The organism is Phenylobacterium sp. FG114, assembly GCF_057809855.1.
In genome coordinates, this window is the sequence record NZ_JBMDKU010000007.1 from 247987 (window position 1) to 272123 (window position 24137).

General features: G+C 67.8%; 24 protein-coding genes and 2 tRNA genes. 14 read left to right on the forward strand and 12 right to left on the reverse strand.

Annotated elements, in window-relative coordinates; all coding sequences use genetic code 11:
* Window positions 1–17: 17 nt before the first annotated feature.
* A complete protein-coding gene (locus tag ACODSY_RS14420) occupies window positions 18–1082 on the reverse strand; it encodes an efflux RND transporter periplasmic adaptor subunit (protein WP_488952451.1) in 1065 nt (354 codons plus the stop codon).
* Window positions 1083–1349: 267 nt separating this feature from the next.
* On the opposite strand from ACODSY_RS14420, the gene ACODSY_RS14425 reads away from it, so the two are divergent.
* Window positions 1350–1790: a VOC family protein gene (locus ACODSY_RS14425; protein ID WP_488952452.1), complete on the forward strand. Its 441-nt coding sequence runs from the start codon at window positions 1350–1352 to the stop codon at window positions 1788–1790.
* On the opposite strand, the gene ACODSY_RS14430 is transcribed toward ACODSY_RS14425, so the two are convergent.
* The 3 genes from ACODSY_RS14430 to ACODSY_RS14440 form a co-directional block, all read right to left on the reverse strand.
* Window positions 1791–2618 carry a hypothetical protein gene (locus tag ACODSY_RS14430; RefSeq protein ID WP_488952453.1) on the reverse strand — a complete coding sequence of 276 codons (828 nt, stop codon included), beginning with the start codon at window positions 2616–2618 and terminating at the stop codon, window positions 1791–1793.
* A 31-nt stretch (window positions 2619–2649) separates the two neighbouring features.
* Entirely contained in the window at window positions 2650–3231 is a 582-nt protein-coding gene (locus tag ACODSY_RS14435; RefSeq protein ID WP_488952454.1) for a DedA family protein, read from the reverse strand.
* A gap of 140 nt (window positions 3232–3371) precedes the next feature.
* Window positions 3372–3447 (reverse strand) — tRNA-Asn (locus tag ACODSY_RS14440).
* A 360-nt stretch (window positions 3448–3807) separates the two neighbouring features.
* On the opposite strand from ACODSY_RS14440, the gene ACODSY_RS14445 reads away from it, so the two are divergent.
* Window positions 3808–5223 carry a Mur ligase family protein gene (locus ACODSY_RS14445; RefSeq protein ID WP_488952455.1) on the forward strand — a complete coding sequence of 472 codons (1416 nt, stop codon included), beginning with the start codon at window positions 3808–3810 and terminating at the stop codon, window positions 5221–5223.
* On the opposite strand, the gene ACODSY_RS14450 is transcribed toward ACODSY_RS14445, so the two are convergent.
* Together ACODSY_RS14450 and ACODSY_RS14455 are read right to left on the reverse strand one after the other, a co-directional pair.
* Entirely contained in the window at window positions 5220–5558 is a 339-nt protein-coding gene (locus tag ACODSY_RS14450) for a gamma-glutamylcyclotransferase family protein (protein ID WP_488952456.1), read from the reverse strand. The two genes, ACODSY_RS14445 and ACODSY_RS14450, sit on opposite strands and share 4 nt — an antisense overlap.
* Window position 5559: 1 nt before the next feature.
* Window positions 5560–6909 (reverse strand): acyl-CoA dehydrogenase family protein, encoded by a 1350-nt coding sequence (locus tag ACODSY_RS14455; protein WP_488952457.1) that lies wholly within the window; start codon window positions 6907–6909, stop codon window positions 5560–5562.
* Between the two features lie 117 nt (window positions 6910–7026).
* Here ACODSY_RS14455 and ACODSY_RS14460 point away from each other — a divergent pair, with 117 nt between their 5' ends.
* Together ACODSY_RS14460 and ACODSY_RS14465 are read left to right on the forward strand one after the other, a co-directional pair.
* Window positions 7027–8022: a phosphotransferase family protein gene (locus ACODSY_RS14460; RefSeq protein WP_488952458.1), complete on the forward strand. Its 996-nt coding sequence runs from the start codon at window positions 7027–7029 to the stop codon at window positions 8020–8022.
* Window positions 8019–8378, forward strand: a complete 360-nt coding sequence (locus ACODSY_RS14465; RefSeq protein WP_488952459.1) for a DUF6285 domain-containing protein — start codon at window positions 8019–8021, stop codon at window positions 8376–8378. The genes ACODSY_RS14460 and ACODSY_RS14465 overlap by 4 nt, the downstream gene beginning before the upstream one ends.
* Here ACODSY_RS14465 and ACODSY_RS14470 read toward each other — a convergent pair.
* Window positions 8375–8698, reverse strand: coding sequence for a hypothetical protein (locus ACODSY_RS14470; RefSeq protein ID WP_488952460.1), 324 nt, complete (start codon window positions 8696–8698; stop codon window positions 8375–8377). The two genes, ACODSY_RS14465 and ACODSY_RS14470, sit on opposite strands and share 4 nt — an antisense overlap.
* Before the next feature lie 74 nt (window positions 8699–8772).
* Here ACODSY_RS14470 and ACODSY_RS14475 point away from each other — a divergent pair, with 74 nt between their 5' ends.
* From ACODSY_RS14475 to ACODSY_RS14490, 4 genes are all read left to right on the forward strand, one after another.
* Window positions 8773–9762, forward strand: coding sequence for a helix-turn-helix transcriptional regulator (locus ACODSY_RS14475; RefSeq protein ID WP_488952461.1), 990 nt, complete (start codon window positions 8773–8775; stop codon window positions 9760–9762).
* 44 nt (window positions 9763–9806) lie between these two features.
* Window positions 9807–9950 carry a hypothetical protein gene (locus ACODSY_RS14480; RefSeq protein WP_488952462.1) on the forward strand — a complete coding sequence of 48 codons (144 nt, stop codon included), beginning with the start codon at window positions 9807–9809 and terminating at the stop codon, window positions 9948–9950.
* A 76-nt stretch (window positions 9951–10026) separates the two neighbouring features.
* Window positions 10027–12123 (forward strand): prolyl oligopeptidase family serine peptidase, encoded by a 2097-nt coding sequence (locus tag ACODSY_RS14485; RefSeq protein WP_488952463.1) that lies wholly within the window; start codon window positions 10027–10029, stop codon window positions 12121–12123.
* Window positions 12124–12149: 26 nt separating this feature from the next.
* Window positions 12150–12614, forward strand: coding sequence for an NUDIX hydrolase (locus ACODSY_RS14490; protein WP_488952464.1), 465 nt, complete (start codon window positions 12150–12152; stop codon window positions 12612–12614).
* On the opposite strand, the gene ACODSY_RS14495 is transcribed toward ACODSY_RS14490, so the two are convergent.
* Both ACODSY_RS14495 and ACODSY_RS14500 read right to left on the reverse strand, forming a co-directional pair.
* Window positions 12611–13246, reverse strand: a complete 636-nt coding sequence (locus ACODSY_RS14495; RefSeq protein WP_488952465.1) for a PEPxxWA-CTERM sorting domain-containing protein — start codon at window positions 13244–13246, stop codon at window positions 12611–12613. The two genes, ACODSY_RS14490 and ACODSY_RS14495, sit on opposite strands and share 4 nt — an antisense overlap.
* A gap of 104 nt (window positions 13247–13350) precedes the next feature.
* Window positions 13351–14130 (reverse strand): LytR/AlgR family response regulator transcription factor, encoded by a 780-nt coding sequence (locus ACODSY_RS14500; protein ID WP_488952466.1) that lies wholly within the window; start codon window positions 14128–14130, stop codon window positions 13351–13353.
* A gap of 133 nt (window positions 14131–14263) precedes the next feature.
* Between ACODSY_RS14500 and ACODSY_RS14505 the strand changes: the two genes are divergently transcribed.
* On the forward strand, window positions 14264–15337 hold the full coding sequence (locus tag ACODSY_RS14505; RefSeq protein ID WP_488952467.1) for a sensor histidine kinase: 1074 nt from the start codon (window positions 14264–14266) through the stop codon (window positions 15335–15337).
* On the opposite strand, the gene ACODSY_RS14510 is transcribed toward ACODSY_RS14505, so the two are convergent.
* Window positions 15334–17142, reverse strand: coding sequence for a vWA domain-containing protein (locus ACODSY_RS14510; RefSeq protein WP_488952468.1), 1809 nt, complete (start codon window positions 17140–17142; stop codon window positions 15334–15336). The two genes, ACODSY_RS14505 and ACODSY_RS14510, sit on opposite strands and share 4 nt — an antisense overlap.
* Window positions 17143–17249: 107 nt before the next feature.
* Window positions 17250–17945, reverse strand: coding sequence for an SDR family NAD(P)-dependent oxidoreductase (locus ACODSY_RS14515; RefSeq protein ID WP_488952469.1), 696 nt, complete (start codon window positions 17943–17945; stop codon window positions 17250–17252).
* 66 nt (window positions 17946–18011) lie between these two features.
* Between ACODSY_RS14515 and ACODSY_RS14520 the strand changes: the two genes are divergently transcribed.
* The 3 genes from ACODSY_RS14520 (at window position 18012) to ACODSY_RS14530 (ending at window position 21426) form a co-directional block, all read left to right on the forward strand.
* Window positions 18012–18476, forward strand: coding sequence for a DUF4126 domain-containing protein (locus tag ACODSY_RS14520; protein ID WP_488952470.1), 465 nt, complete (start codon window positions 18012–18014; stop codon window positions 18474–18476).
* Window positions 18473–19858, forward strand: a complete 1386-nt coding sequence (locus ACODSY_RS14525; protein ID WP_488952471.1) for an FAD-containing oxidoreductase — start codon at window positions 18473–18475, stop codon at window positions 19856–19858. The genes ACODSY_RS14520 and ACODSY_RS14525 overlap by 4 nt, the downstream gene beginning before the upstream one ends.
* 290 nt (window positions 19859–20148) lie before the next feature.
* Window positions 20149–21426 (forward strand): nSTAND1 domain-containing NTPase, encoded by a 1278-nt coding sequence (locus tag ACODSY_RS14530; protein ID WP_488952472.1) that lies wholly within the window; start codon window positions 20149–20151, stop codon window positions 21424–21426.
* 192 nt (window positions 21427–21618) lie between these two features.
* Here the strand turns inward: ACODSY_RS14530 and ACODSY_RS14535 are convergent.
* Window positions 21619–21692 (reverse strand) — tRNA-Cys (locus ACODSY_RS14535).
* A gap of 186 nt (window positions 21693–21878) precedes the next feature.
* Here ACODSY_RS14535 and ACODSY_RS14540 point away from each other — a divergent pair.
* Window positions 21879–22442 carry a protein-L-isoaspartate O-methyltransferase family protein gene (locus tag ACODSY_RS14540; protein WP_488952473.1) on the forward strand — a complete coding sequence of 188 codons (564 nt, stop codon included), beginning with the start codon at window positions 21879–21881 and terminating at the stop codon, window positions 22440–22442.
* Window positions 22443–22564: 122 nt separating this feature from the next.
* Entirely contained in the window at window positions 22565–24130 is a 1566-nt protein-coding gene (locus ACODSY_RS14545; RefSeq protein ID WP_488952474.1) for a TolC family outer membrane protein, read from the forward strand.
* Window positions 24131–24137 lie beyond the last annotated feature (7 nt).

The window sequence follows — 24137 nt, forward strand, 5'->3', positions numbered from 1 at the left end:
GTGGGCCGCCGCGGGTCCTAGCGAACCTGGGCGACCCGAACTTTTTGGCCGTCGGCCACGAACGACTGGCCGACAGTGATCACATTGACCGACCCCTTGAGGCCGCTGACCCACATGCCGTCGCGGGTCTCCTCCAGCACGGTGACGGGAGAGAACGCGACCCGCCCGTCGGGCAGGACATAGCGGACTCCCTGGCGACCCCCGGTGTCCAGCACCAGAGCCGAGATCGGCACCAGGTGCGCGGCGCCCGCGCCGGCCGCGATCCGCAATTCAGCCGAAAGGCCCGAGCGGACGCTGTTGCCGGGGTTCGGAACGGTGACCTCCAGGTGATAGGTGCGCGTCTGCGGATCGGCGTCGCGGGCCACGTAGCGCACGCGGCCGCTCAGCACCTGGCCGTTGACCAGCTTGGCGCGGGCCGGCGAGCCGGCGCTCAGTCGCGCGGCCTCGGTCTCGGGCGCGTCGCCCACCACCAGCAGCGGATTTAATTCGATCATCGTGCCGCAGGGCTGGCCCGGCGACAGGTACGTTCCGATCTCGGCGTCGCGCCGGTCGAACACGCCCGAGAACGGCGCGCGGATGTCGACCTGACGGAGCGCGATCTCGGCGGCGCGGACCTGCGCCTGCGCCGCGTCGAGATTGGCCTGGGCCTCCAGCACCTGGGTTTCGGAGCGGAAGCCCTTGGCGGCCAGTTCCTGGGCGGCCTTGCGCTGCAGCTGGCGGGACTTCAGCATGGCGCGGGCCTGATCCAGGCTCGCCTGACGAGCGTCGACCGCGAGACGGCACAGCACCTGGCCCTGCTTGACGAAGCTGCCCTCCGGGGTGGGCGTCGCGGCGACAACGCCGGCGGTCTCCGAGCGGACCACAACAGTGCGCGCGGCTTCGGTCCGGCCGCGCATCACCACCTCGACCTCGCGCACCGTTTCGGGGGTCAGCTTGGCTTGGACGCTCGGAATCGGGTTCGCCGGCGGCGCCTTGGCCTCGGCCTTCTCCGCCCCGCCGCCGAACAGCGAGCGGACCACGAAGAAGAGCACCACCACGCCCGCGAGGACGATGATGAAGACATACTGTGACTTCAAACGCATAGAGCTGTATCCCCGGTCTCAGCTGCGTGCGCGATACGCCCAGTCACACACGGTTGCCGACTTTGCGCGGCTTGCCCTGCTTTTGATGCCGCCGTTATGTCAGCGCAAATGAAATTGCGGTCACGAACGTTGGCGGGTCTAATCTGACGCGGTGAGCCTAGATTGCATTTCAACGCGGATTCTCGCAACGCGCGAGTCCGATGCGTTGACTTTACGAGGTAAAGGCATGGTTCGCCAGCCGCCGAGAGAACCGAGGACGAATCTTCCGTGAAATACCTGCACACCATGGTCCGCGTGACCGATCTCGACGCTTCGCTCGCGTTCTATTGTGACAAGCTCGGCCTTAAGGAAGTCTCCCGGGTGGAGAACGAGGGCGGTCGGTTCACCCTGGTCTTTCTCTGTGCTCCGGGCGACGAGGCGGCGGCGCGCGAGAAGAAGGCGCCGACCGTCGAACTCACCTACAACTGGGACCCCGAAGTCTACGAGGGCGGCCGCAACTTCGGCCACCTGGCCTATGCGGTGGACGACATCTACGCCGCGTGCCAGCGCCTGAAGGACGCCGGCGTCGTGATCAACCGGCCGCCTCGCGATGGACGCATGGCCTTCGTCCGCTCGCCCGACAACATCTCGATCGAGCTGCTGCAGGCCGGCCCGGCCCTGCCGCCGGCCGAGCCCTGGGCGTCGATGCCGAACGTCGGCGTCTGGTAGTCAGCTCAGCCAGCGCGCCACGTTGGTGAAATAGCGCAGGACTTCGGGCAGGGCGGTCGGATCGCGAATCATCGCGTCTCCCGGCGGCTCGTCGACGAAGCTGGGGCAACCGTCGCGCGGGTCCAGGTTGTAGTCGCAGTAGTGATGGAAAGTGCTCTCGGCCAGCGCTCTGCCGCCGTCCGGCCCCGCCTCGAAGACCACCGCGATGTTGAACGGCCGGTCGGTCGCCTTGCTCACGCTGCGCGACACCACCCGCGCCGTGGGGTCGTCCGGCGGCGCGCCCACGGCGCCTTCGTGCGGATGGGCGGGCAGCCGGTCGACGCCGTCCAGGATCGGATGCCGCGGCCCGACGATCTCGAGCGTCTGGAAGTCGCCGTTTGCGCCCGAGTGATAGTTCGGCCAGTCGATGTTGGTCGTGTAGGGATCGTCGCGCCGGTTGCGGCTGTCGTCGGGATCCGGCTGCTTCGAGTGGAAGTAATGGGCCTTGCCCACGCCGCCCAGGGTGCAGACCGACATCCCCAGGTCCATGTGGTCGCGCGTCACCATCAGGCCGTGTCCAGCCTTGCGGAAACGGCCGATCGCCGCGCATTCCTCGCTGTTCAGGCCGTCGCCTACGTCCACCGCAAACAGCCACAGCTGGTCGAAGTCGGAGCTGTCGAGACCGCCCAGGACCGGATCGGTCTGTCCCGGAGGCGCGGCGCGGTCGCGCGCCGTCACCTCCACGCCATCGAGGGAAGCCAGGTGGTCGCGCAGGCGCGAGAACCGGCCGATATGCCAGTCGTCGGGAACAGCCTGGATGGTGGTCTGGAGCAGGATGCGTGTCGGCATGGGCCCACGCTATCATTCCCATGGCCGCCCGTCAGGGCGCGGGGCGCTCCTGGGCCATAGCCACGCGCCAGCGCCAGACGGCCACGCCGATCACCACGGCGACCACCGCCACGGCGGCGGCCACCGGCGCGGCGTGGGCGAAGAGGCTTTCGAGGACGCTCATGACCAGTGGCCCGAAGGCGTAGCCAAGCGCCACGAAGGCGCCGGCCCAGATGCCGGCGGCGATGGCGTTCAGGATGGCGAACTTCTGCGTAGAGACGGTCGACACGCCGACCGCCACCGGTCCCGCCGCGCGGAGGCCGAACAGGAACCGGAAGCTCAGGATGAAGCCGGCGGGATAGCGCTCGATCAGCCCGAGGGCCTTGTCGAACGCGGGCTTGGCGGAAACCTTCTGCACCCAGCGCGTATGGCGGAAGCTGCGTCCCAGCACGAATAGCAGGTAGTCCACGATCCCCGAGCCCAAGGCGGCGGCGAGGATCACGATGGCGGGCGAAAGGATCTGCTGGCGCGCCATCACGCCCCCCGCGATCACGGCGGTCTGCCCCTCGAACGCGGCGCCCAGCGCAATCGCGATCGGACCCAGCGCGGCCAGGTGGTGCGTGAAGTCGGTCATCGAGCCCGTCGGGGAGCGGAGGCAGAGGTCATATGGGCCGGAGCCGGTGCGAACGCCAGATGCGACGCGTGCGACAAACGCGGCTTCCGCGGCGCCGTTGCACACGGGTATCGGTTGGATTGTCCGGAAGGTCTTCGAAGTGGCTCCCCGAGCAGGACTCGAACCTGCGACAAGTCGGTTAACAGCCGACTGCTCTACCAGCTGAGCTATCGGGGATCACGTCGAGAGGGCGGGCGTATACTGCGCGCCGCCGGGTTGCGCAAGCGGCCAGGACGCCATGCCGCAAGGTTCTTCCGTTCGCGCGCACGCTGCCCGGGCGGCGGCGAAAAAAGAGCCCGGCGCGAACGCCGGGCTGAATTCAGTTTCGGTGATGGTGGGGTGTCTTCAAAGAAGACGCTCACAGGCTCGGCTGGTGTGGTTAAAGGGTGATTAATCGGCGCTGGCGCCGCCAACTTTCCCTTAAGGCCAAGGTGAAGCTTCGGCCGCGACGGCCAAGCGGCCCCTTGTCGCGCGGGGCTGGACGCGAGCCCCGGATCGGTCGATCACCTGACACTAAGTGTTTGAGAAGAGGGACGGATGCGCATCCATTTCACCGGCATCGCGGGCGCGGGCATGGCCGCGGCGGCGCTGATGATGCGCGAGGCGGGGCACGCCATCACCGGGTCTGACCAGGACGTCTTCCCGCCCATGTCGACCTATGTGGAGGGCCTGGGCTTTCCGGTGAGCTGGCGATTCGATTCGGCGAATCTCGTGGAGGGCCTCGATCTGCTGGTGCTGGGCGCCAGCGCCAAGCTGGGCGGCGAATCGAACGTCGAGGTGCAGGAAGCCCGCCGGCGCGGCGTCCGTGTCACCACCTTCCCCGAACTCGTGGGCGAGTCCACGGGCCTGCGCCGCAACACCGTGGTGGCCGGCTCGTTCGGCAAGTCCACCTGCACCGCACTGATGGCCCACGTGCTGCGCGAAAGCGGGCGCGACGCCGGCTGGATGATCGGCGCCATCTCGCCCTCGTTGCCCGACACCGGCCACTGGGGGACCGCGCCCGAGGTGATCCTCGAGGGCGACGAGTACATCGTCGGGCCCACGGACCGGCGCTCGAAGTTCGTGCTCTATCATCCGCGCGACGTGCTGCTGACCTCGCTGATCCACGACCACGTCAACGTCTTCCCGACCTTCGACGACTACGCCAAGCCGTTCGGCGAACTGCTGCGGCTGCCCCCGGCCGAGGGGCTGCTGGTCGCGCGCGAGCACCCCGCCATCCGCGCCATCGCCGGCGAGGCGGCCTCGCGCATCGTCTGGTACGACACCCGCCCCGGCGACGGCTGGCATCCCGAGAACATCGTCGTCGGCGAGGTGACCCGTTTCACGCTGGTCGGTCCCGAGGGCCGCCGTGTCGCGCTCGCGACGACCCTGCTGGGCGAACACAACGTCGAGAACATCGTCGGTGTCGGCGCCTACCTTCTGGAGCGCGGTCTGGTCACCGAGGCCCAACTCGCCCGTGCGGTCGAGAGCTTCGCGGGAATCCGACGCCGGCTGGACCGCCTGACCAAGACCTCCGCGATCCCGGTCATCGAAGGCTTCGGCAGCTCGTACGAGAAGGCCCGTTCGGCCATCGAGGCCATGCTGCTGCACTATCCGCACAGGCCGCTGACGGTGGTGTTCGAGCCGCACACCTTTTCCTGGCGCAACCGCGACGCGCTGCCCTGGTACGACACGGTGTTCGAGGGCGTGGCCAAGGTGCTGGTGATCCCGCCGCCCCACCACGGCGAGGCCAGCCACCAGCAGTCGGGGTTCGACGAGATCCTGGCCCGCGTCGGCGCCGCCGGCGTGCCCGTCGAAGGCGTCGACACCGCTGAGGCCGCCACCGCAGCCCTCAGCCGCTTGTCGGGCGACGAGGTGGTCCTGCTGCTGTCGTCCGGCCCGCTTCTGGGCCTGCCCGACAGCCTGCCGCCGGTGTTCGATGGCCTCTACGCGGCCAAGGAAGCGGCGGCCTAGGGTTTCGGCTTCAGGGCGTAGATGTTCGCCTGCACCCGGTAGGTCCCCAGGTCCACGTCCACCAGGACGCGCTCGTACTCGTCGCCCTCGAAGGCGTCGAGGCGCTCCCAATGATCGGGGAGGTCTTCGGACGTGAACAGCTGCACCATCACCTCGGGCCCCATCGGATCCGGCCGCAGGCTGGGAAAGCCCTGGGCGGCCCCCCAACCCGACTCCGTCAGCCAGCCGCGCACTAGGCCTGGCTGCCAGCCGCCCGATAGGCCGTCGAGTTGGCGGTGGTTGGCCTTGCCCGGCGCCAGCGAGCCATAGACCGCCAGGCGATGGTCGCTGTTCACCTCAGTGTCGGGCCGGGATGGGTTGCACGTATTCGCTCTTGGCCGCCTTCTCGGCCGCGTTGAGTTCCTTGAACTCCTCGCGCTTGGGGCCGAGATAGCCGAACAGGTAGGCAGCCACCTTGCGCATCTGGATCTCCTCCGAGCCCTCGGTGATCCGATAGCGGCGGTGGTGGCGGAAGATGTGCTCGAACGGCTTATGGCGCGAATAGCCGATGCCGCCGTGCACCTGCATCGCCCGGTCGGCCGCCTCGCAGACCAGGCGGTTGCCCCAATAGTTGCACATGGAGACCTTGTCCGAGATCGTCCGCTCGATCTCCTTGTGCTCCATGTTGTCCATCTGCCAGGCCGTCTTGCGGATCAGCAGGCGCAGCATCTCGCACTGGGTCTGCAGCTCGACCAGCGGGAACTGGATCGCCTGGTTCTCCGACAGCGGCTTGCCGAACGGCTTGCGGTTGCGGGCGTACTTCACGCTCTCGTTGATGCAGTACTGCGCCGCGCCCAGCGACGAGGCCGCCTGGCGGATGCGGTTCTGGTGGACGAAGCTCTGGCCGATGCCCAGCCCGCGGTCGATCTGGCCCCAGTAGGCGTCCTCGGGGATCCAGACGTCGGTGAAGCTGACTCGCGGGTGGTCGGTCGGCATGTTGAAGGTCCAGAGATACTCCTCGACCTTCACCCCGGGCGTGTCGGCCGGCACGATGAAGCAGGTGATGCCCGTGGCGTCGCCGTCCTTGCCGGAAGTACGAGCAAAAACCATGACATGCGTGGCGACGTGCATGCCCGTCGTCCACATTTTTTCCCCGTTGATCAGCCACCCCGGCTTGCCGTCCTTCTGGTGCGGGACGGCCCGTGTCTCCATCCAGGTGGCGTCGGATCCGTGGTTCGGCTCGGTCAGGCCGAAGCCGGTGCGCATCTTGCCGCCCAGCAGCTTGTCCGCGTCGCGCTCGTACTGGGCGTTGGTCGCGAACTCCTTGAACATCAGGATGAAGGGGTTGTTGCCGACGATCGAGTGCTCGGTCTGCAGATCGTTGAACAGGCCCAGGCCCTTCGCGGCGAGGTGCTCGCGGATCACCGCCATGGCGAGCTGGCTGCCGCCCTTGCCGCCCATCTCCTTGGGCCAGGCGAAGCGCAGGTGCCCGGCCTCGTCGGCGAGGCGGCGCGCTTCGGCCAGCAACTGCTCCCATTCGTGGCGCGGCAGACCCTGGTTGTCCCAGTCGGTGCGGGCGTGCTCGCGGCGATGGTCGAAGAACCGCTCGTTGTCGTCCTTCGCCTGCAGCGGCGCGATGACCTCGTCGATGAAGCGGTCCAGTTCGCCGAGATAGTCCACGAGGTCCTGGGGCAGGTTGAAGTCCACGGCCGTTCTCCCAACGATTTCTTTGGGCGGATTGACGTCGGGGGAGCCGTTTACAACCGCCCCGACAGCCCGCCAGATCGGGTGCAGATTAGATCAGTCGGAGGGTTCCGCCGGGTCATGGAAGTTGACGTTCGTGCGGGCCTCGAGAAGCTCGCCGCGAGACTGGGAGGGCCGGGCGCGGCGCTGACCGAGGCGCAGCGCCTGTCGGGTGGGGCCAGCATGGAAACCTGGGCCTTCGGGTTCACGGGGCAGGGCGGCGCCGAGCGCCTGATCCTGCGCCGCCGCAGCGCGCCGTTCGACGAGGAGACCGCCCGCTCGGTGAGCCTGGCCACCGAGGCGAAGCTGATCCAGGCCACCGGCGCGAACGGCGCCCGCGTGCCCAAGGTGCGCCACGTCTGCGACGACGCCGACGGCCTGGGCGAGGCCTACGTGATGGTCCGCGTCGACGGCGAAACCCTGGGCAAGAAGATCGTTTCCGATCCGCGCTTCGACGCCGTGCGCCCCAGCTTGGCGCGCCAGTGCGGGGAGTCCCTAGTGGCCATCCACAAGACCGCGCCGCCGGCGGGCCTGAACCTCAAGACCGTGGATGGCGTGGCCGAACTTGACCGCTACGAGGAAGTCTACCGCTCCACCGGCGCCCAGCGGCCGATCCTGGAGCTGGCGTTCCAGTATTTGCGCAAGCACGTGCCGGCCCCCGTCGAGCCCACCCTGCTGCACGGCGATTTCCGGAACGGGAACATCATGTTCGACCCGGAGACGGGCGTCGCCGCGGTCCTGGACTGGGAGCTGGCCCACGTCGGCGACCCGGCCGAGGACATGGGGTGGATCTGCACCAACTCGTGGCGCTTCGGCCGCCCCGACCGGCCTGTCGGCGGCTTTGGCGGCTACGCAGATCTGCTGGCGGGGTACGCCGATGCCGGGGGGCGCCCCATTGAGCTCTCCCGCGTCCGATTCTGGCAGATGCTTGGGTCCCTTCGCTGGGGCGTCATGTGCCTGACGATGTACCTGAGCTGGCGGGACGGAATCACCAAGTCGGTGGAGCGCCCGATGATCGGACGTCGCGTGTCGGAAACCGAGGCCGACCTGGTCGTGCTGCTGGAGGAAGGCCTTTGATCACCCACCCCCGCACCGAGGAACTGGTCGAGTCCGTCCGCCTGTGGATCGACGAGATCCGCCCGACGCTCGACCCGCGCAACGCCTTTCTGGCCCGCGTCGCCGCCAACGCCCTGGCCACGGTCGCCCGCGAGATCACCGAAGGGCCGTCCGCCGAAGCGTCCGCCGTCGCCGCCATGGCCGGGGTCCTGGGTCACACAGGCGACTACGAGACGCTGAACGCCGAACTCTGCGACGGCATCCGCGCCGGGACCTACACGGTTGAGACCCCGGGCCTGCTGGCCGCGCTGTCGGTCATGGCGAAGAACCAGCTCGCCATCGACCAGCCCAGCTACAAGCCGGAAGGCTCGCTTTAGGCCGCGATCCGCGCGTCGACGCCTTCGAGCACGCGGACGATCTCGCTCTCGCGTTCGTTCCAGAGGATCGCGACATTGGCCGCGCGGCGGGCGTCGCCGCCCAGGGCCGCGATCACTTGCGGCTCGCGCAAGGCTCGGTCCGACAGGCGCAGCAGGGTGCGGTGTCCGCCCTGGTCCACTTCCACGTCGCGGAAGCGGAGGATCGCGTCGACGACCGCCGCGGGCGGAGGCGGCGGACGCTGGGGCGCCTGCACGGGGCGCGGCGTGAACCGGGCTGGGGCGAAGCGGGAAGGGCGGCGGGGTTGGAAGCGAGAGGCCATCGGTTAGCTCCTTGCGGAAGTTCGATGGTTCTGGTTTTGTCTGATGGTTACGACAAAAACGGACGTCCATTCCCATGCGCCATGAAAAAGGGACGAAACTGCTGGAGTTGGCGCGCCTGCTGGCCAGCAGCGCGGAGGGGCTGACGCTCGACGAAATGGCCGAGCGGCTGGGCGTGGCTCGCCGCACCGTGGAGCGGATGCGCGACGCGGTCTGGGAGATGTTCCCGCAGATGGAGGCGATCGACGACGTCTATCCGACCAAGCGCTTCCGCATCCCCGCCGGTCTCGACGGGCTGTTCCAGGCGCCCACGGCCGAGGAACTGGCCGCGCTGGCGGCGGCCGCGGAATTGCTGGATCGCCAGGGTGCGGCCGCGCGCGCCGCCGCGCTCCGATCGCTGGAGCAGAAGGTGCTGTCGGCAACCCGCGCCTCGGCGCGCCGGCGTCTTGCGCCCGACCTCGAAGCCCTGCTGCAGGCCGAGACCATCGCCGTGACCGCGGGGCCGCGGCCGTTCGAGGAGGCCGACGTTCTCGCGGCGGTGCGCGAAGGGCTGAAGTCGCTCTGCACCCTACGCTTCCGTTACGAGGGCGGCTCGAGCCCCGGCCGGACGCGCGAGGTCGTGCCGTATGGCATCCTGTTCGGCCGCTCGAACTATCTGGTCGCCGAGGAGGTGGGTGCTGGGACAGGGCCGCGGAACTGGCGCCTCGACCGCATCTTCGATGTGGAGGCCACCGGCCGGCCCGGCGCGCCGCCCGAGGACTTCTCGCTCCAGGCGTATGCGGACGAGAGCTTTGGGATCTACCAGGACGACACCCACGACGTGGTCCTGCGCATCCTGCCGGCCGGCCGCGAGGACGCCCTTCGCTGGCGCTTCCACGCGCGTCAGAAGGTCGAGGCCCAAGCCGACGGCTCGACGGTCGTCCGCTTCCGCGCCAGCGGCATGCGCGAGCTAGCCTGGCATCTGTTCACCTGGGGCGACAAGGTCGAGATCGTGGCCCCCGAGGAACTCAAGGAGATGATGGCCGGCGAGCTGGAAGCCGCGGCCCGGGTGCACGTCCGGAATTGACGCTCATGGCTGTCAGATTTCTCTCCAGCAGATCGGAGAGACCCATGCCCACCCTCGACTACGCCGCCTTCTACGAAAACGAATTCCGCGCCGGCCGGCGCGTGCGCCGCGCGGTGGCCCGCGTCGTTTGGGCCGGTCTTTTCGTGGTTCGCCCCCGGCTCGCGATGGACATCCTGCAAAGCCGCTGACCGGCGCAAGAATCCCCCTTGAGCTTCGGCGCCCCGCATCGTCTATCGATCCCTCGATTGAAGTTCGGGGTGAACGATGAAGGCACGGCTGATCGCCACCGTCCTGGCAGGAGTGTTTCTCATGGGGGCGGCTGCGCCTGACAACGATCCCTACGCGTGGATGGAAGAAATCGAGGGCGCCAAGCCGCTGGAGTGGGCCAAGGCGGAAAACGCCCGCTCGCTGCCCCAGCTGCAGAACGACCCGCGGTATGCCGGCCTCTACGCCGACGCCCTGAAGATCGCCACCGCCAAGGACCGGATTCCCGGGGTCGGCTTCGCGGGGGAGGCCGGGGCGCTGCGGGACTATTGGCAGGACGCCGAACATGTCCGCGGGGTCTGGCGCGCCACGACCCTGGCCAGCTATCGCGCGGGAAGTCCCGAGTGGAAGACCGTTCTCGACCTCGACGTCCTGTCCAAGGCTGAGAACGCCAACTGGGTCTGGAAGGGGGCCGACTGCCTGCGTCCGGACGAGCGCTATTGCCTCATCAGCCTCTCGAACGGGGGCAAGGATGCGGTCGTCGTCCGCGAGTTCGACACCCAGACGGGCAAGTTCGTCGACGGCGGGTTCCAGTTGCCGGAGGGCAAGCATCGTTTTGACTGGATCGACAAGGACACCCTGTTCCTAGTCACGGACTGGACCAAGGCCGATGTCACCACGTCGGGCTATCCCTTCATCGCCAAGATCCTGAAGCGCGGCCAACCGCTTTCGGCGGCCAGGCAGGTGTTCGCCGGACAGAAGACCGACGGCGGCTACGGGGTGCAATCGATCGTGCTGCGCGACGCGGCCGGCGCCGTGCAGGCGGTGGTGATCCAGCGGCCATTGGACACCTTCAACTCCGAATACTACCTGCTCGACGGCGACAGGCCCGTTAAGCTGGACCTGCCCAGGAAGTCGTCGGCCCAAGGCCTGGTCTCGGGCCGGGTGGTCGTCAGCCTGGAAGAGGACTGGCCCGCCAAGGGCTTCAAGGAGGGGGATCTCGTCGACTTCGACCTAGCGGCCTTCAAGGCGCGGCCAGATGCCCTCACGCCGTCGCTGGTGCTGCGCCCGACCCTCAGCCAGAGCGTCGAGCAGGTAGCGACCACCAAGAACCGCCTCGTCGTCACGCTGCTCGACAACGTGAAGGGTCAAGTGCTCAGCTTCGAGCGCAAGGGCGGGGCCTGGGCCTCCACGAAGCTCGACCTGCCCAAGGATTCCACCCTCGGCATCTCATCGGCCTCCGACGCGGACGACGGCCTGATCGTCAACGTCCAGAGCTACCTGACGCCCAACAGCCAGTGGCTGGCCGACGCCGCGACCGGGAAATCTACGCAGCTCCGCGCCATGCCGGCCCGTTTCGACGCTTCGAAGTTCCAGATGGAGCAGTTCTGGGCGACCTCAAAGGACGGTACGAAGGTCCCGTACTTCGTCGTGCACGCGAACGGGATGAAGCTGGACGGCTCGAACCCGACGCTGCTCAACGCTTACGGCGGCTTCCTTGTGAGCCAGTCGCCGGCCTACTCCGGCGCGATCGGCAAGCTCTGGCTGGAAAAGGGCGGCGTGTTCGTGGTCGCCAACATCCGCGGCGGGGGCGAGTTCGGTCCGCGCTGGCACAACGCCGGCCTGAAGCTGAAGCGCATGGCGGTGTACGAGGACTTCTTCGCGGTCAGCCAGGACCTCATCGACCGCAAGATCACCAACCCGAAGAAGCTGGGCATCATGGGCGGCTCGAACGGCGGCCTCCTGATGGGCGTGGCCCTGACCAAGCACCCCGAGCTCTACAATGCCATCGTCATCCAGGTGCCCCTGTTCGACATGATCGGCTACGACCACATCGGCGCCGGCGCCTCCTGGATCGGCGAGTACGGCGATCCCCAGGTGCCGGAGGAGCGGGCGATGCTGATGACCTACTCGCCGTACCAGAACCTGAAGCCGGGCCAGCCCTATCCCCGGGTGTTCATCGAGACGTCCACCAAGGACGACCGCGTGCATCCCGCCCACGCACGTAAGGCCGCCGCCCGGCTGAAGGAGTTCGGGTACGACTACCTCTATTACGAGAACATCGACGGGGGGCACGCGGCGGCCGCGAACCTCAACGAGCGGGCCATGCGTCAGGCGCTGGAGTTCACCTACCTCCAGCAGCGGCTCATGGACTAGAGGCCTCGACTGCGGGGAAGGCTGAGATGGCGCCGGCCCAGATCAGCGCCGGCGTGCTCGCCTGGAGGCGGCGGCCGGGAGGACCGGAATTCCTCCTGGTCCATCCGGGCGGCCCTTACTGGGCGAAGAAGGACGTCCAGGGTTGGTCGATCCCCAAGGGGCTGGTCGAGCCCGGCGAGGACGGCTGGGGCGCCGCGCGCCGCGAATTCCGCGAGGAGCTGGGCCTGGAGATCGCGGGCGATCCCCAGGCGCTGACCCCGTGCCCGGCGAGCGGCAAGGTGATCCACGCCTGGCTGGTCGAGGCCGACCTCGACGTCTCGGAGATCGTCAGCAACGCCTTCGAGATCGAATGGCCGCCTCGATCCGGACGCCGCCAGTCTTTCCCGGAGGTCGACCAGGCCGGTTGGTTCGACGCCTCCACGGCCGCGGTCAAGATCCACAAGGGTCAGCGCCCGATCCTCCGGGAAGCGATCGGACGCCTTGCCGGCTAGGCCGGGGTCAGGCCACGCTTGCGGCGCAACGCGGAGCCGGCCGCCCCAAAGCCCAGGATCAAGAGCGCCCAGGTGGTGGGTTCCGGCGCCGCGACGGCGTTCGCGACGATGTTGTCGGCCTGGCCCCAGCCCGGCGACCCCGGAGTGTAGTTGGCGACGAAGGTGTACTCGAAGGCGCGCAGGCTCGATTGATTGATCGCAAAGGTCTCCAGGCCCTTCGTCTTGTCGAGCTGCCGCATCTCGGAAGTCGTCGTGCCGAATGCGTCGGTGTACGCAAGTCGGACCCATGGCGATTGACCGGTATTGAACAAATCTGCCAAGTCTATTGAAGTGAGATCGAAGAGCCCGTTATTGACCCGAGACATGCGGGTGGTGGTGTTGAGCAGGTTGCTCATCAAAGTCGCGTGGCCGGGATCGGCGTTCCGGCCGTCATTCTTTCCGTACACGATCCACGCCTGGGCGCTCTCGATGCTGAGGTCGAAGGCGTAGCCCTGGCTTTCGAAATGCTCCGAGAGCTTGAGGTCGCCAGTGTCGTGCGTGAACTCGTTGAAGTCGATCACGGTCGTCGCGTTCGCGGTGGGGGCGGCCGCCAGGGCCGCGATGGCGCACAGCGCCGTCAGCATGGTCTTCATCGAAACACCCATCTACTTTTTCACTTGAGAGAGGTGGTCTGGGGCGTGAACGCCGCAGCTTCAAACCCGCGCCGACGAACGGCGGGATTCGCCGTCGAACGACGCTATTTGCGATCCAGCAGGGCTCGGACGTCCTTCACATAGGTCTTGCCGACCCGCAGCTCCTCGCCGGAGGTGAGCATGATGCGGAAATCGCCGTAGCCGCGGTTACGGATCGACTTGATGCGATCCTTACGGACCACTGCCGAGCGCCGGATACGGATGAACTGGTCCGGATCCAGGTCTTCTTGGATCGTGCTGAGGGGACCGCGCATCAGATAGGGGCCGTCGCGGGTGTGCAGCCGCACGTAGTCCCGGTCCGCTTCCATCCAGTCGATGTGCTGCACGGAGGCGCGAACGTGCTCGCCCTTTCGTTCCACCCAGAACCCGGTCGCGTAGGCCGGCGCATCGTCCATCTCGCCCCGCAGCTGGCTGACCAGGGCGCGCAGTTCCGTGGTCCGCCCAGCCTGGTCGGCGAGCGCCAGGGTGTCACGAGCCCGGACCAGGGCGGCCCGCAGGCGGTCGAACTCCAGGGGTTTCAGCACATAGTCCACCGCGCCGACCTCGAAGGCGCGTACGGCGAAGGTCTCGTGGGCGGTGACGAAGATGATCAGCGGCGAGGTCGCCTCGTCCAGCGCCTCGATCAGCTCGAATCCGCTGAGGTTGGCCATCTGGATATCCAGCAGCACGACGTCCGGCTGTTGGGACCGGATCAGCTCCAAGCCTTCACGGCCGCTGCGGGCTTTTCCGACGAGCACGACGTCGATCATCTCGGCCAGGGCGAGCTCGACCCGGCGCAGCGCGAGGGGTTCGTCGTCGACGGCGAGCACACGGAGCGCGGGCATGGGGCGCTTTTCCGCGCGGCTTACGGAAATGTCCATGTCGCCCGTCGATGGATCGCCCCCGTTCGTCGTAACCTGCCCCGGCGAGCGCGGCGCCGCGCCTAAGCAGCGGCGGAGGGCAGGGGATCGGTCAGGCATGGCGACATCGACGGACGACGGCTCGACCCTGCGCCGCGAGTGGGCTCAGACGGCCGCCATCGCCCTCGTCTTCTGGACGGGCATGGAGCTGTGGACCCTGATCCTGCAGGCGATGCGCGGTTCGCCGCTACCGGTTCGGTACATAGCGGGGCACGTGATCGGCGTCGTGATCGCCTGCGGCCTGAGCCTCGCGGGCTTCGCCGTGCTGCGGGCGGTGCGCGACAAGTCTCGGGCCGTGCGCGGCGGTGTCGCGGTCGCGGCCCTGCTGTCCTCGGCCGGGCTGTTCGCGCTGTCGATGCCGGCCATCAACCTCGTCACCCCCATGCTACGGAGCGATGACGAATACGGCCTGCAGTATCTCGCCTGGGAATGCCTCTACTGGCTCGTGCCGTTTGGCCTCTGGATCCTGCTGGTGCTTGTCCTCGAGAGCGGGCGCAAGGCGCGGGTGCGGGAGGCCAACCTCTCCGCCGCCCTGATTGCGGCCAAGGAGGCCGAGCTGCGGGCGCTGCACTATCAGGTCAATCCGCACTTCCTCTACAACGCCCTCAACGCCATCGCGACCCTGATCCTGGACGGCCGCAACGCCCAGGCCGAACGCATGGTCCTGCGTCTTTCGAGCTTCTTTCGCGCCAGCCTTGCGCGCGATCCCCTGAGCGAGGTGAAGCTCGCGGACGAGGTGGCGCAGCAGCGTCTGTACTTGGAGCTGGAGGAGCTTCGGTATCCCGACTGCCTCGAGATCGTGGTGGACCTGCCCGCGGAACTCGCCGACGCCGAGGCGCCCAGCCTGATCCTCCAGCCTCTGGTGGAGAACGCCGTCAAACACGGGGTGCATGCGCCCGGCCAGCAGACACGCATTGAGATCGCCGCTCGTCGCGAGGGCGACAACCTGGTGGTGCAGGTCTCCGACAACGGTCCGGGCGGCGGCGGGCCGGCCGGAACCGGCGTGGGCATCGCCAACGTCCGCAGGCGGCTGGAGGCGCGGTTTGGAGACCGGGCCGGCGTCCAGGCCGGCCCGCATCCCGAGCGGGGTTATGTGGCGACGATCACCCTGCCGCTTCGCTTCGCAGGCTAGCGGCCGTCGCCCGGGGAGCGCGCCTCGGCGGCCGCCCGCACAAGCTGCACGAACTCGGCCCGCTCGCCGAACGGATCGTCGCCGCGGCCGCCCTGCGCCAGGCTGACGATATCGCGCCAGCCGAAGTCGTCGGAGAGGCGAGGGTCCTGCTTCAGCTTCTGGCCGAACCCGGCCACCGCCACGGCCCAGCGGGTGGGCTCGGGCGCTGCCTGAAGGCTGGGCTTCAGGTCGGCGCGGCTGATCGGCCGCTCGATCAGCCGGGAGTTGGGCTGTCCGGGCAGCTTGTAGCGGATCTTCAGATAGGCCAGCTCGCCGGCCGGCGAGGGTGGCGGCGCGCGTCCACCGTAGCGGAGCGGATCGGCCGAGGGCCTCGCGCCGGCGGGGGTGATCTCGTAGAGCGCGGTCACCGAGGCGCCGGCCCCCACCTCGCCGGCGTCCACCCGATCGTTGTTGAAATCCTCGCTGTTCAGCATCCGCGTCTCGTAGCCGATCAGGCGGTATTCGCTCACCTGGGACGGGTTGAACTCGACCTGGATCTTCACGTCGTCGGCGATCGGGAACAGCGACTTGGTGAAGTCGGTTCTGAACAGCTTGCGGGCCTCCTGCAGGCTGTCGACGTAGGCGGCTGTCCCGTTCCCATTCTGCGCTAGCGCCTGCATCATGGCGTCGTTGTAGTTGCCGCGGCCGTAGCCGTAGACTGACAGATAGACGCCGTCCCTGCGCTTCTCCGCCACGAAGTCCTTCAGCTTCGAGGGATCGGCCACGCCCACGTTGAAATCGCCATCGGTGACCAGGATCACCCGGTTCACCGCGCGTGGATCAAAATTCTGCTTCGCCAGGGCGTAGGCCAGCGACAGGCCCTGGCCGCCGGCGGTCGAGCCGCCCGAGTGCAGGGCGTTCAGCGCGCAGCGCATCTTGAGCTTCTGCCGCCCGTCGGTCGGCGCGAGCACCGCCCCCGCCGAGCCGGCATAGGCGACCATCGCCACCCGGTCCTGCGGTCGCAGCTGGTCGATCAGCAGGCCCAGCGACTTCTGGGCCAGGGGCAGCCGGTCCTCGGACGACATCGAGCCCGAGGTGTCGATCAGGAACACCAGGTTCAGCGGCGGCTGCTCGCCCTTGGGCAGCTCGAAACCCTGGATGCCGATGTGCAGGATCTGGCGCTGGTCCGACCAGGGGGAGGGCGTCAGCGCGACGTAGGAACTGAACGGCGTCGCCCGATCCTGCGGTGGTGCGTAGCCATAGTCGAAATAGTTCACCAGTTCCTCGACCCGCACGGCGTCGGTCGGTGGCCGCACGCCGTCGTTCAGGAAGCGGCGGACGTTGGAATAGGCGGCGGTGTCGACGTCGACGGAGAAGGTCGAGACGGGGTCGTTGGCGGTCTGGCGGATCGGGTTCGCCACGGCGTTCGGATAGCGCTCGGTGTCCATCGGCTGCGCGGGCGCGCGCTGATAGGCCGGCGCCGGCGCCACCCCCTGCGGGGCGATGCGGCTGCCCGTGACGACCACTTCCTCGACCCGCGACCTCGACGGATCGGCGCGCCGGCGCTCGACGGGCGGCACGGGTAGGGGAGGCATGCTCGGCGCGGCCGATGGCGGCGGGGGTGGAGGGGGCGGAGCGTAGGCCAGCCGGGGTGCGCCGACCATGCCGCCGTAGTCTCGGGGTGTCGCCGGCGCCTTGAACCCTAGTTCCGCGCAGGCGTCCGCGGATGGCGCGCCGTCGACGAGGCGGCGCGGCTGGGCGCCTACTGGTGCGCCCGCCTGCGCGGCCAGCACGGTCAGAAACAATGCACGCAGGCGATGGGCCATCCGGAACCTCCCAGTTTCGCGTCTGTCTGCACCTACGCGCCCCGTTGGAAATCGGGGTTAGGAAGAAGGTCGCTCCGAAATCGTGGCTGATAAATGACGGATGTAAATTATCGAACGAAGCTCGCGCCGTTGATGTCCAGCACCGCGCCGGTCATCGAGGCCGGAGCCTCCAGCGCGAGATAGGCCGCCGCGCTCGCCACCTCGGCCGGGTCGGCCACGCGCCCCAGGGGGATGTCGGCCAGGAGCTTGTCGCCGCCCCGACTGGCCAGATAATCCTCCGCCATTCCGGTCATCGTGAATCCCGGGCACACGGCGAAGGCCAGGATTTCCTCCCGCGCGTAGCCGCGCGCGATGGACTTGGTCATCCCCACCATCCCGGCCTTGGACGCGGCGTAGTGCCAGTGAGCGGGGCTGTCGCCGCGATAGGCCGCGCGGCTGGCGATGTTGACGATCCGCCCGCCGGTTCCCCGTTCCCGCCAGTGCAGGATCGCCCGGCGGCAAAGGTCGGCCGAGGCCTGCAAGTTGATCTGCATCGTCCGGCTCCAGCCGGCGTGCCACTCGTCCAGGCCGGCGTCGACGGCCACCGGCTCGAACACTCCCGCGTTGTTGATCAGCACGTCGACCCGACCCAGCTGGGCGATCGCAGCGTCCCACAGCCGCTCGGCGCCCAGGGGATCGGACAGGTCGGCGTCGCCGCTGCCGTGGCCCATTACATGCGCGCGGCCCTGTAGCGCCTCGACGATGGCGGCCCCGATGCCGCGGGTTGATCCGGTAACCAGAACGTATGGGAGGTGGTCGGTCATGCTTCCGGTTAAGGTGCCTTCATCGGCCGTTCAAGCGCCCGATGGCCACGAGCTGGGGAGCCCGCCATGACCTTCTATCTCGCCGCCATTCTGCTGGGGGTCGTCGCGGGGCTGCGGGCGGTGACGCCTGTGGCGGCGGTGAGTTGGGCCGCAGCGATGGGGATCCTGAAGCTCACCGGCACGCCGCTGGCGTTTCTGGGGGCCGCGGTCACGCCCTGGATCGTCACCGCCATCGCGGTCGGCGAGCTCGTCAACGACAAGCTGCCCAGGACTCCCAGCCGCAAGGTTCCCGCCCAATTCGGCGGCCGGATCGTCTCCGGCGGCGTGGCCGGCGCGGCCGTCGGCCTTTCCGCCGGCGCCCTCCTCCCCGGGGTGGTGCTGGGCGCGGTCGGTGCGGTGATCGGCACGCTGGGCGGCGCGTGGGCGCGAGGCAAGCTGGCCGGGGCCTTCGGGCGCGACCTGCCCGTCGCCCTGCTGGAAGACCTCGTCGCTGTGGGCGGCGCGGCCCTCGTCGTGGCGTACCTGCTGTGACCGGTTCTTCTGGGAAGCGGGCCTTCGACGCCATCGTCATCGGCGCGGGCCAGGCGGGCCCGGCGCTTGCGGGACGCCTGAGCGCGGCGGGCCGGACGGTCGCGATCATCGAGCGGAAGTACCTGGGCGGCACCTGCGTCAACACGGGGTGCATGCCCACCAAGGCCCTGGTCGCCAGCGCTAAGACGGCCCAAGTCGCCCGCCGCGCTGCGGATTACGGCGTGGTCCTGCAGGGGCCGGTCGCGGTCGACATGGCCAAGGTCGCCGCTCGCGCGCGCACCGTGACCATGAACGCCCGTAACGGCCTGCAAGGCTGGATCGGCGGGATGAAGGGCGTCGAACTGATCCGCGGCCAGGCCCGCTTCGTGGGGCCGCACGAGGTCGAGGTGGACGGCGAGCGCCTCACGGCGCCGCAGATCTTCGTCAACGTCGGTGGTCGCGCCACGGTCCCGGACTTTCCCGGCGTCCACGACGTCGCCTGGCTGAACAACACCTCGATCGTCGCGCTCGACGTCCTGCCCCGCCATCTGGTCGTGGTCGGCGGAAGCTACATCGGTCTGGAATTCGCCCAGATGTACCGGCGCTTCGGCGCGCAGGTGACGGTGGTGGAGAAGGGCCCGCGCCTGATCGGCCGCGAGGACGAGGAGGTGTCCCAGGCGGTCCGCGAGATCCTGGAAGGCGAGGGGATCGCCGTCCGAACCAGCGCCGAATGCATCAGCTTCAAGCCCCACGCCGAGGGCGCGGAAGTCGGCGTCGACTGCAAGTCCGGCGAGCCGACGGTGGTGGGCAGCCACGTCCTGCTGGCCGTAGGCCGCCGTCCCAACACCGACGACCTGGGCCTGGAGGCGGCGGGAATCGCGGCCGACGCCCGCGGCTTCATCACCGTCGACGACCAGCTGCGCACCAGCGTCGAGGGTGTCTGGGCCCTGGGCGACTGCAATGGCCGCGGCGCCTTCACCCACACCTCGTGGAACGATTACGAGATCGTCGCGGCGAACCTGCTCGACAATGACCCCCGCCGGGTGAGCGATCGGATCGAGACCTACGCCCTGTTCGTCGACCCGCCGCTCGGCCGATGCGGCATGACCGAGACCGCCGCCCGCGCCGCGGGCCACAAGGTTCGCGTCGGCAAGCGCCCCATGAGCCGCGTGGGCCGCGCCGTCGAGAAGGGCGAGACCCAGGGCTTCATGAAGGTGGTCGTCGACGCCGAGACCGACGCTATCCTGGGCGCCGCGATCCTGGGCGTGGAGGGCGACGAGGCGATCCACGCGATCCTCGACACCATGGCCGCGAAACAGCCCTACACGCAGCTCATGCGCACGGTGCACATCCACCCGACCGTCTCGGAGCTGATCCCGACCGTCCTAGGCGAACTGGCTTGAGGAAAGTTGGAGGCCCGACCGAGGCCGGGAGCATCGTCTCTGTCCATCTCCTACTGTTTGAATATAATGGGAAATTCACCGCTGCGCCCGCGCGCCGTTCTCTCTCCGTTTCTCTCCGCAGCCTACAATCTCAATCCAAAATGGGGGTGGAATGTGGGGCGCTTTGGGCCTCGATCGGCTCTCATGGCTCCAGTGGTCTCGGCCTGCGACCCTCTGGAGTGAGGTGCTTTCGCTGGCCGTCGAAATGATATAAGTATCGCCCCTACTGATCTCACTATCCCGGGGGACTAATGGCGCCGAAGGTTCCGAAGACGCACAGCCCGTTGACCCCGGACGATGTGCCGGGCCTGCTTTTCGACATTGGCCAGCTATTCACGCCCTCGACGCCTATCCGCTTGGCGGACCTCTTTGCGGGGCGGCAGGGGCAGATCAGGCAATTGATTGACGCGGTGGCAGAGCCCGGCCGCCACGCGATCCTTTACGGTGAGCGCGGTGTCGGGAAGACGTCTCTCTCCCAGATTATGGAGCACCTTGTTCCTTCGGGACGACAGCGAGTTGTGCATTCCCGCAAGGGCTGTACGCCGGAGGATGGATTCGAGACCATTTGGAGAAAATTCTTCAAAGATATGCGGTTCTCGTTCAGCAGCGACGGAGTGGTAACCGACTCGACGGTGGCCGAACTTTACCCCGATAAAATAACTCCAGACGACGTTGTTCGGGAGATGAAGCAATTCTCGGCGAATGACATCCCTATATTTGTCATCGACGAATTCAACGAAGTTAGGGATCAAGGTCGAACGGCGAGTCTGTTGGCGAACACGATAAAGGCCCTATCAGATGAAGGGGTGGGCGCGACGATCCTCGTGGTCGGAGTGGGTGACAGCGTGACCGAGTTGTTCTCAGAGCACGGTTCAATCTCCCGCTGTACCGAAGAGGTGCTCATGCCGCGCATGTCCGCCCCTGAGTTGGGCGAGGTGATCGACAAACGGATGGCTCAGTTGGGCCTCACCATCGAACCTGACGCACGATCCAAAATCGTAATCCTGTCACGGGGGCTTCCGACCTACGTCCACCGCCTCGGCAAGCACGCCGCGAGCCGCGCTGTAACTAACTTCCGACGACACATCGTCGAGGCGGACGTTGACGCGGCGATCGACGAGATTCTGACGGGTTCCCTGCAGTCTTTGCGGGACGCTTATGTGATGGCGACAAACAGCAATCAGCCCGGAAACCTGTTCAAGGAAATCTTGCTGGCCTGCGCGCTCGCTCGCGCTGACGACGCGGGGTACTTCACGCCTGCCGCGGTAAGAGAGCCCTTGGAGAAAATATTGGGGCGTCCGATGACGATCGCCCAATATCAAAACCACCTCGGCGATTGGCACACCGAAAAGCGCGGCAGCATCCTTCAGCGGACTGGGGATTCACGCGCCTATCGTTTCAGGTTCGCTGAGCCAACAATGCAGCCGTACGTCTTGATGAAAGGCATTGCGGGCGGCATGGCGAATGAAGAAGCGAAAGCCATTCTCCGCTTTCCTGCTCAACAGCAGCTCTTTCCAAACGAACCTTAGGCGGCCCGTTTACGGTGCGTGACCGCTCCAGAATCGCTTGTACGTTGAGGGGCTGGTCCTCGCTCCGGCGCTTGGAAGGCGGACGCGGTGGCAAAAATTCCAGCCTAGAGAAGAATCAGAACGCCCTGTGGAAAGCGGATGTGGGGTGAAATATGGGGTGAAATTCAAATACTTAAATAAAATCAAACTCCCTGGAGGCCCGACCGAGAATCGAACTCGGGTGCACGGATTTGCAGTCCGCTGCGTCACCACTCCGCCATCGGGCCCCACGAGCCCGGAGGGCTCAAATCGGGAAGTTGGGCGTGACGGACGCCGGAACCGGCGACCACTTCCGACTGTCACGCCCGGTGTGGACGCGGGGGACTAACAGAACCGCCCATCAGCCGCAATTGCCTTCCGGCCCGGCGGGCCTATAACCCGGCCGACGCAACTTCCGCGCCTTGAGGATTCCGATGGTCGACTTCACCTCCGCCCGCCTGAATATGGTGGAGAGCCAGGTGCGAACCCAGGATGTCACCGACGTGCGCATCCACGACGCTATGCGCGCCCTGCCGCGCGAGCGGTTCGTGCCCGAGGCCAAGGGACATTTGGCCTACACCGACATCGAGGTGGAGTACGCGCCCGGCCGCTGGCTGCTGAAGCCGCGCGACGTGGCCAAGGTGCTGCAGGCGCTGCGGCCCATGCCGGGCGAGCGCGCCCTGGCGATCAGCGCGCCCTACGCGGCGGCGGTGATCGAGGAACTGGGCGGCGCGGTGACGCGGATCGAGGCGGGCGAGCCGTTGCCCGCCGGCGAGTTCGACATCGTCGTGTGCGAGGGGGCCGTTGGTCGCGCGCCCGACGCCTGGATCGACGCCCTCGCGACGAACGGTCGGTTGGGCGTGGTCGAGCGGGACGGGCCGGTGGGCAAGGCCGGCCTCTATGTCCGCACCGCGGAGGGCGTCGGCCGCCGCGACCTGTTCGACGCCTTTCCGCCGGTGCTGGCCGGCTTCGAGCAACGTCACGGTTTCGCCCTTTAGGCAGCCCAGGGTGAAACACCCTCGAAACGGTGGCGTGAAAAAAGCTAAGGTGACGCAGCTTGGCCCAGGCGGCAGACGAACGCATATAAAGGGCGCGTCTCTCGCGAGATCGGGGATAACGAATGTCTATGAAACTCCGCGGCCGGCCGTTGGCCGCGACTGTGTGTGCAGCCGTGACCGGCGGCATGGCGGTCCCCGCTTCCGCCGAGACCTTGGCTGACGCCGTCGCGCTCGCCTATCAGAACAACCCGACCCTCCAGGCGCAGCGCGCCGCGCAGCGCGCCCTGGACGAGAACTACGTGCAGGCCCGCAGCGGCTGGCGGCCGCAACTTGGACTCAGCGGGGGCTGGAGCTACGGCGAGACCGCTACGCCGCGCCAGGCGCAACTCGCGGCGGGCGCCATCGATCGGAACGGTGATGGCATCCCCGACACGACGACGCGAGCGCACGCCAGCAGCGTGCGCGGCGCGCTCACGTTTACCCAGCCCATCTGGACCGGTGGCCGCGTCGCTGCGGCGGTGAACGCAGCCAACGCAGATGTGCTCGCTGGCCGCGAGAACCTGCGTCGCGTCGAGTCGCAGGTTCTGGCCTCGGTGATCCAGGCCTATTCCGATACGCGGCGCGATCAGGAAACGCTGCGCATCCGCCAGGAGAACGTCAACGTCCTGACCCGGCAACTGCAGGAATCGAACGCCCGCTTCGACGTGGGCGAAGTGACCCGGACCGACGTAGCCCAGTCGCAAGCCCGCCTGTCGCAGGCCCAGGCCTTGTTGCAGTCGGCGGTAGCCCAGCTCGCGATCACGCGGGCGACCTACGCGACGCTCGTCGGCCAGAACCCGGGCGAGCTGGCGCCGGAACCGTCGCTGGCCTTCCTGCTGCCGACCGACCCCGACGAAGCCTACAAGGTCGCCGAGGAGTTCAATCCGCAGCTTCGCGCTCAGCAGTTCACCGAGCAGGCGAGCCGGGCGCGGGTTGCCGGAGCTAGAGCCGAGCGTATGCCCAACGTGGCCGCCCAGGCCTCGCTGGAATTTCGCAATCAGAATCCAGAAGACGTCTGGAGCCGGGACTTCTTCTCCCGCGGGTCCACCGTGGGCGTGAATGTCAGCGTCCCGCTGTTCTCCGGCGGCCTGACCAGCTCGCGCATCCGCCAGTCGGTGGAGCGCAACAACGCCGACCGGATCACGGTCGAGGGCGTGCGCCGCAACGTCATGCAGGGCGTCACCACGTTCTGGAGCCAGCTGATCGCCGCGCGCGCCAACATCGCGTCCAGCGAGGAGCAGGTGCGCGCCGCGCGGATCGCCGCCGAAGGCACCCGCCAGGAGCAGCAGGTGGGCCTGCGCACCACGATCGACGTGCTGAACGCCGAACAGGAACTGCGCCAGGCGGAGCTGAATCAGGTGAGTTCGCGCCGCGACGAATATGTGGCCGCCGCCAACGTCCTGGCCACCATGGGCCGGCTGGAGGGCCGGAACCTGATCCCGACGGTCGCGCAGTACGACTCGGCGAAGAATTTCCGCAAGCTGCGGATGACCTGGGGCTGGGTGCCCTGGGAAGAAGCGGTCGGGGTCGTGGATCAGGTCGCGACGCCATGGCCGGCGAACAAGCCGGGCGAGAAGCCCGTCGAAAAGCCGATCGGCCCGGGCCTCGATCCGGCGCCTGCGCCGGCGGCAGCGCCAGCGTCGCGTTGACGCGTCG

What these genes read in the sequence shown, in the direction of transcription:
- ACODSY_RS14495 (WP_488952465.1), bottom strand. Translation starts at nt 13,246, where the DNA reads ATGAAGACCATGCTGACGGCGCTGTGCGCCATCGCGGCCCTGGCGGCC.
- ACODSY_RS14510 (WP_488952468.1), bottom strand. Translation starts at nt 17,142, where the DNA reads ATGGCCCATCGCCTGCGTGCATTGTTTCTGACCGTGCTGGCCGCGCAG.
- ACODSY_RS14520 (WP_488952470.1), top strand. Translation starts at nt 18,012, where the DNA reads ATGACCTTCTATCTCGCCGCCATTCTGCTGGGGGTCGTCGCGGGGCTG.
- ACODSY_RS14480 (WP_488952462.1), top strand. Translation starts at nt 9,807, where the DNA reads ATGCCCACCCTCGACTACGCCGCCTTCTACGAAAACGAATTCCGCGCC.
- ACODSY_RS14475 (WP_488952461.1), top strand. Translation starts at nt 8,773, where the DNA reads ATGCGCCATGAAAAAGGGACGAAACTGCTGGAGTTGGCGCGCCTGCTG.
- ACODSY_RS14530 (WP_488952472.1), top strand. Translation starts at nt 20,149, where the DNA reads ATGGCGCCGAAGGTTCCGAAGACGCACAGCCCGTTGACCCCGGACGAT.
- ACODSY_RS14490 (WP_488952464.1), top strand. Translation starts at nt 12,150, where the DNA reads ATGGCGCCGGCCCAGATCAGCGCCGGCGTGCTCGCCTGGAGGCGGCGG.
- ACODSY_RS14500 (WP_488952466.1), bottom strand. Translation starts at nt 14,130, where the DNA reads ATGCCCGCGCTCCGTGTGCTCGCCGTCGACGACGAACCCCTCGCGCTG.
- ACODSY_RS14435 (WP_488952454.1), bottom strand. Translation starts at nt 3,231, where the DNA reads ATGACCGACTTCACGCACCACCTGGCCGCGCTGGGTCCGATCGCGATT.
- ACODSY_RS14460 (WP_488952458.1), top strand. Translation starts at nt 7,027, where the DNA reads ATGGAAGTTGACGTTCGTGCGGGCCTCGAGAAGCTCGCCGCGAGACTG.
- ACODSY_RS14445 (WP_488952455.1), top strand. Translation starts at nt 3,808, where the DNA reads ATGCGCATCCATTTCACCGGCATCGCGGGCGCGGGCATGGCCGCGGCG.
- ACODSY_RS14505 (WP_488952467.1), top strand. Translation starts at nt 14,264, where the DNA reads ATGGCGACATCGACGGACGACGGCTCGACCCTGCGCCGCGAGTGGGCT.
- ACODSY_RS14540 (WP_488952473.1), top strand. Translation starts at nt 21,879, where the DNA reads ATGGTCGACTTCACCTCCGCCCGCCTGAATATGGTGGAGAGCCAGGTG.
- ACODSY_RS14430 (WP_488952453.1), bottom strand. Translation starts at nt 2,618, where the DNA reads ATGCCGACACGCATCCTGCTCCAGACCACCATCCAGGCTGTTCCCGAC.
- ACODSY_RS14545 (WP_488952474.1), top strand. Translation starts at nt 22,565, where the DNA reads ATGTCTATGAAACTCCGCGGCCGGCCGTTGGCCGCGACTGTGTGTGCA.
- ACODSY_RS14470 (WP_488952460.1), bottom strand. Translation starts at nt 8,698, where the DNA reads ATGGCCTCTCGCTTCCAACCCCGCCGCCCTTCCCGCTTCGCCCCAGCC.
- ACODSY_RS14515 (WP_488952469.1), bottom strand. Translation starts at nt 17,945, where the DNA reads ATGACCGACCACCTCCCATACGTTCTGGTTACCGGATCAACCCGCGGC.
- ACODSY_RS14420 (WP_488952451.1), bottom strand. Translation starts at nt 1,082, where the DNA reads ATGCGTTTGAAGTCACAGTATGTCTTCATCATCGTCCTCGCGGGCGTG.
- ACODSY_RS14485 (WP_488952463.1), top strand. Translation starts at nt 10,027, where the DNA reads ATGAAGGCACGGCTGATCGCCACCGTCCTGGCAGGAGTGTTTCTCATG.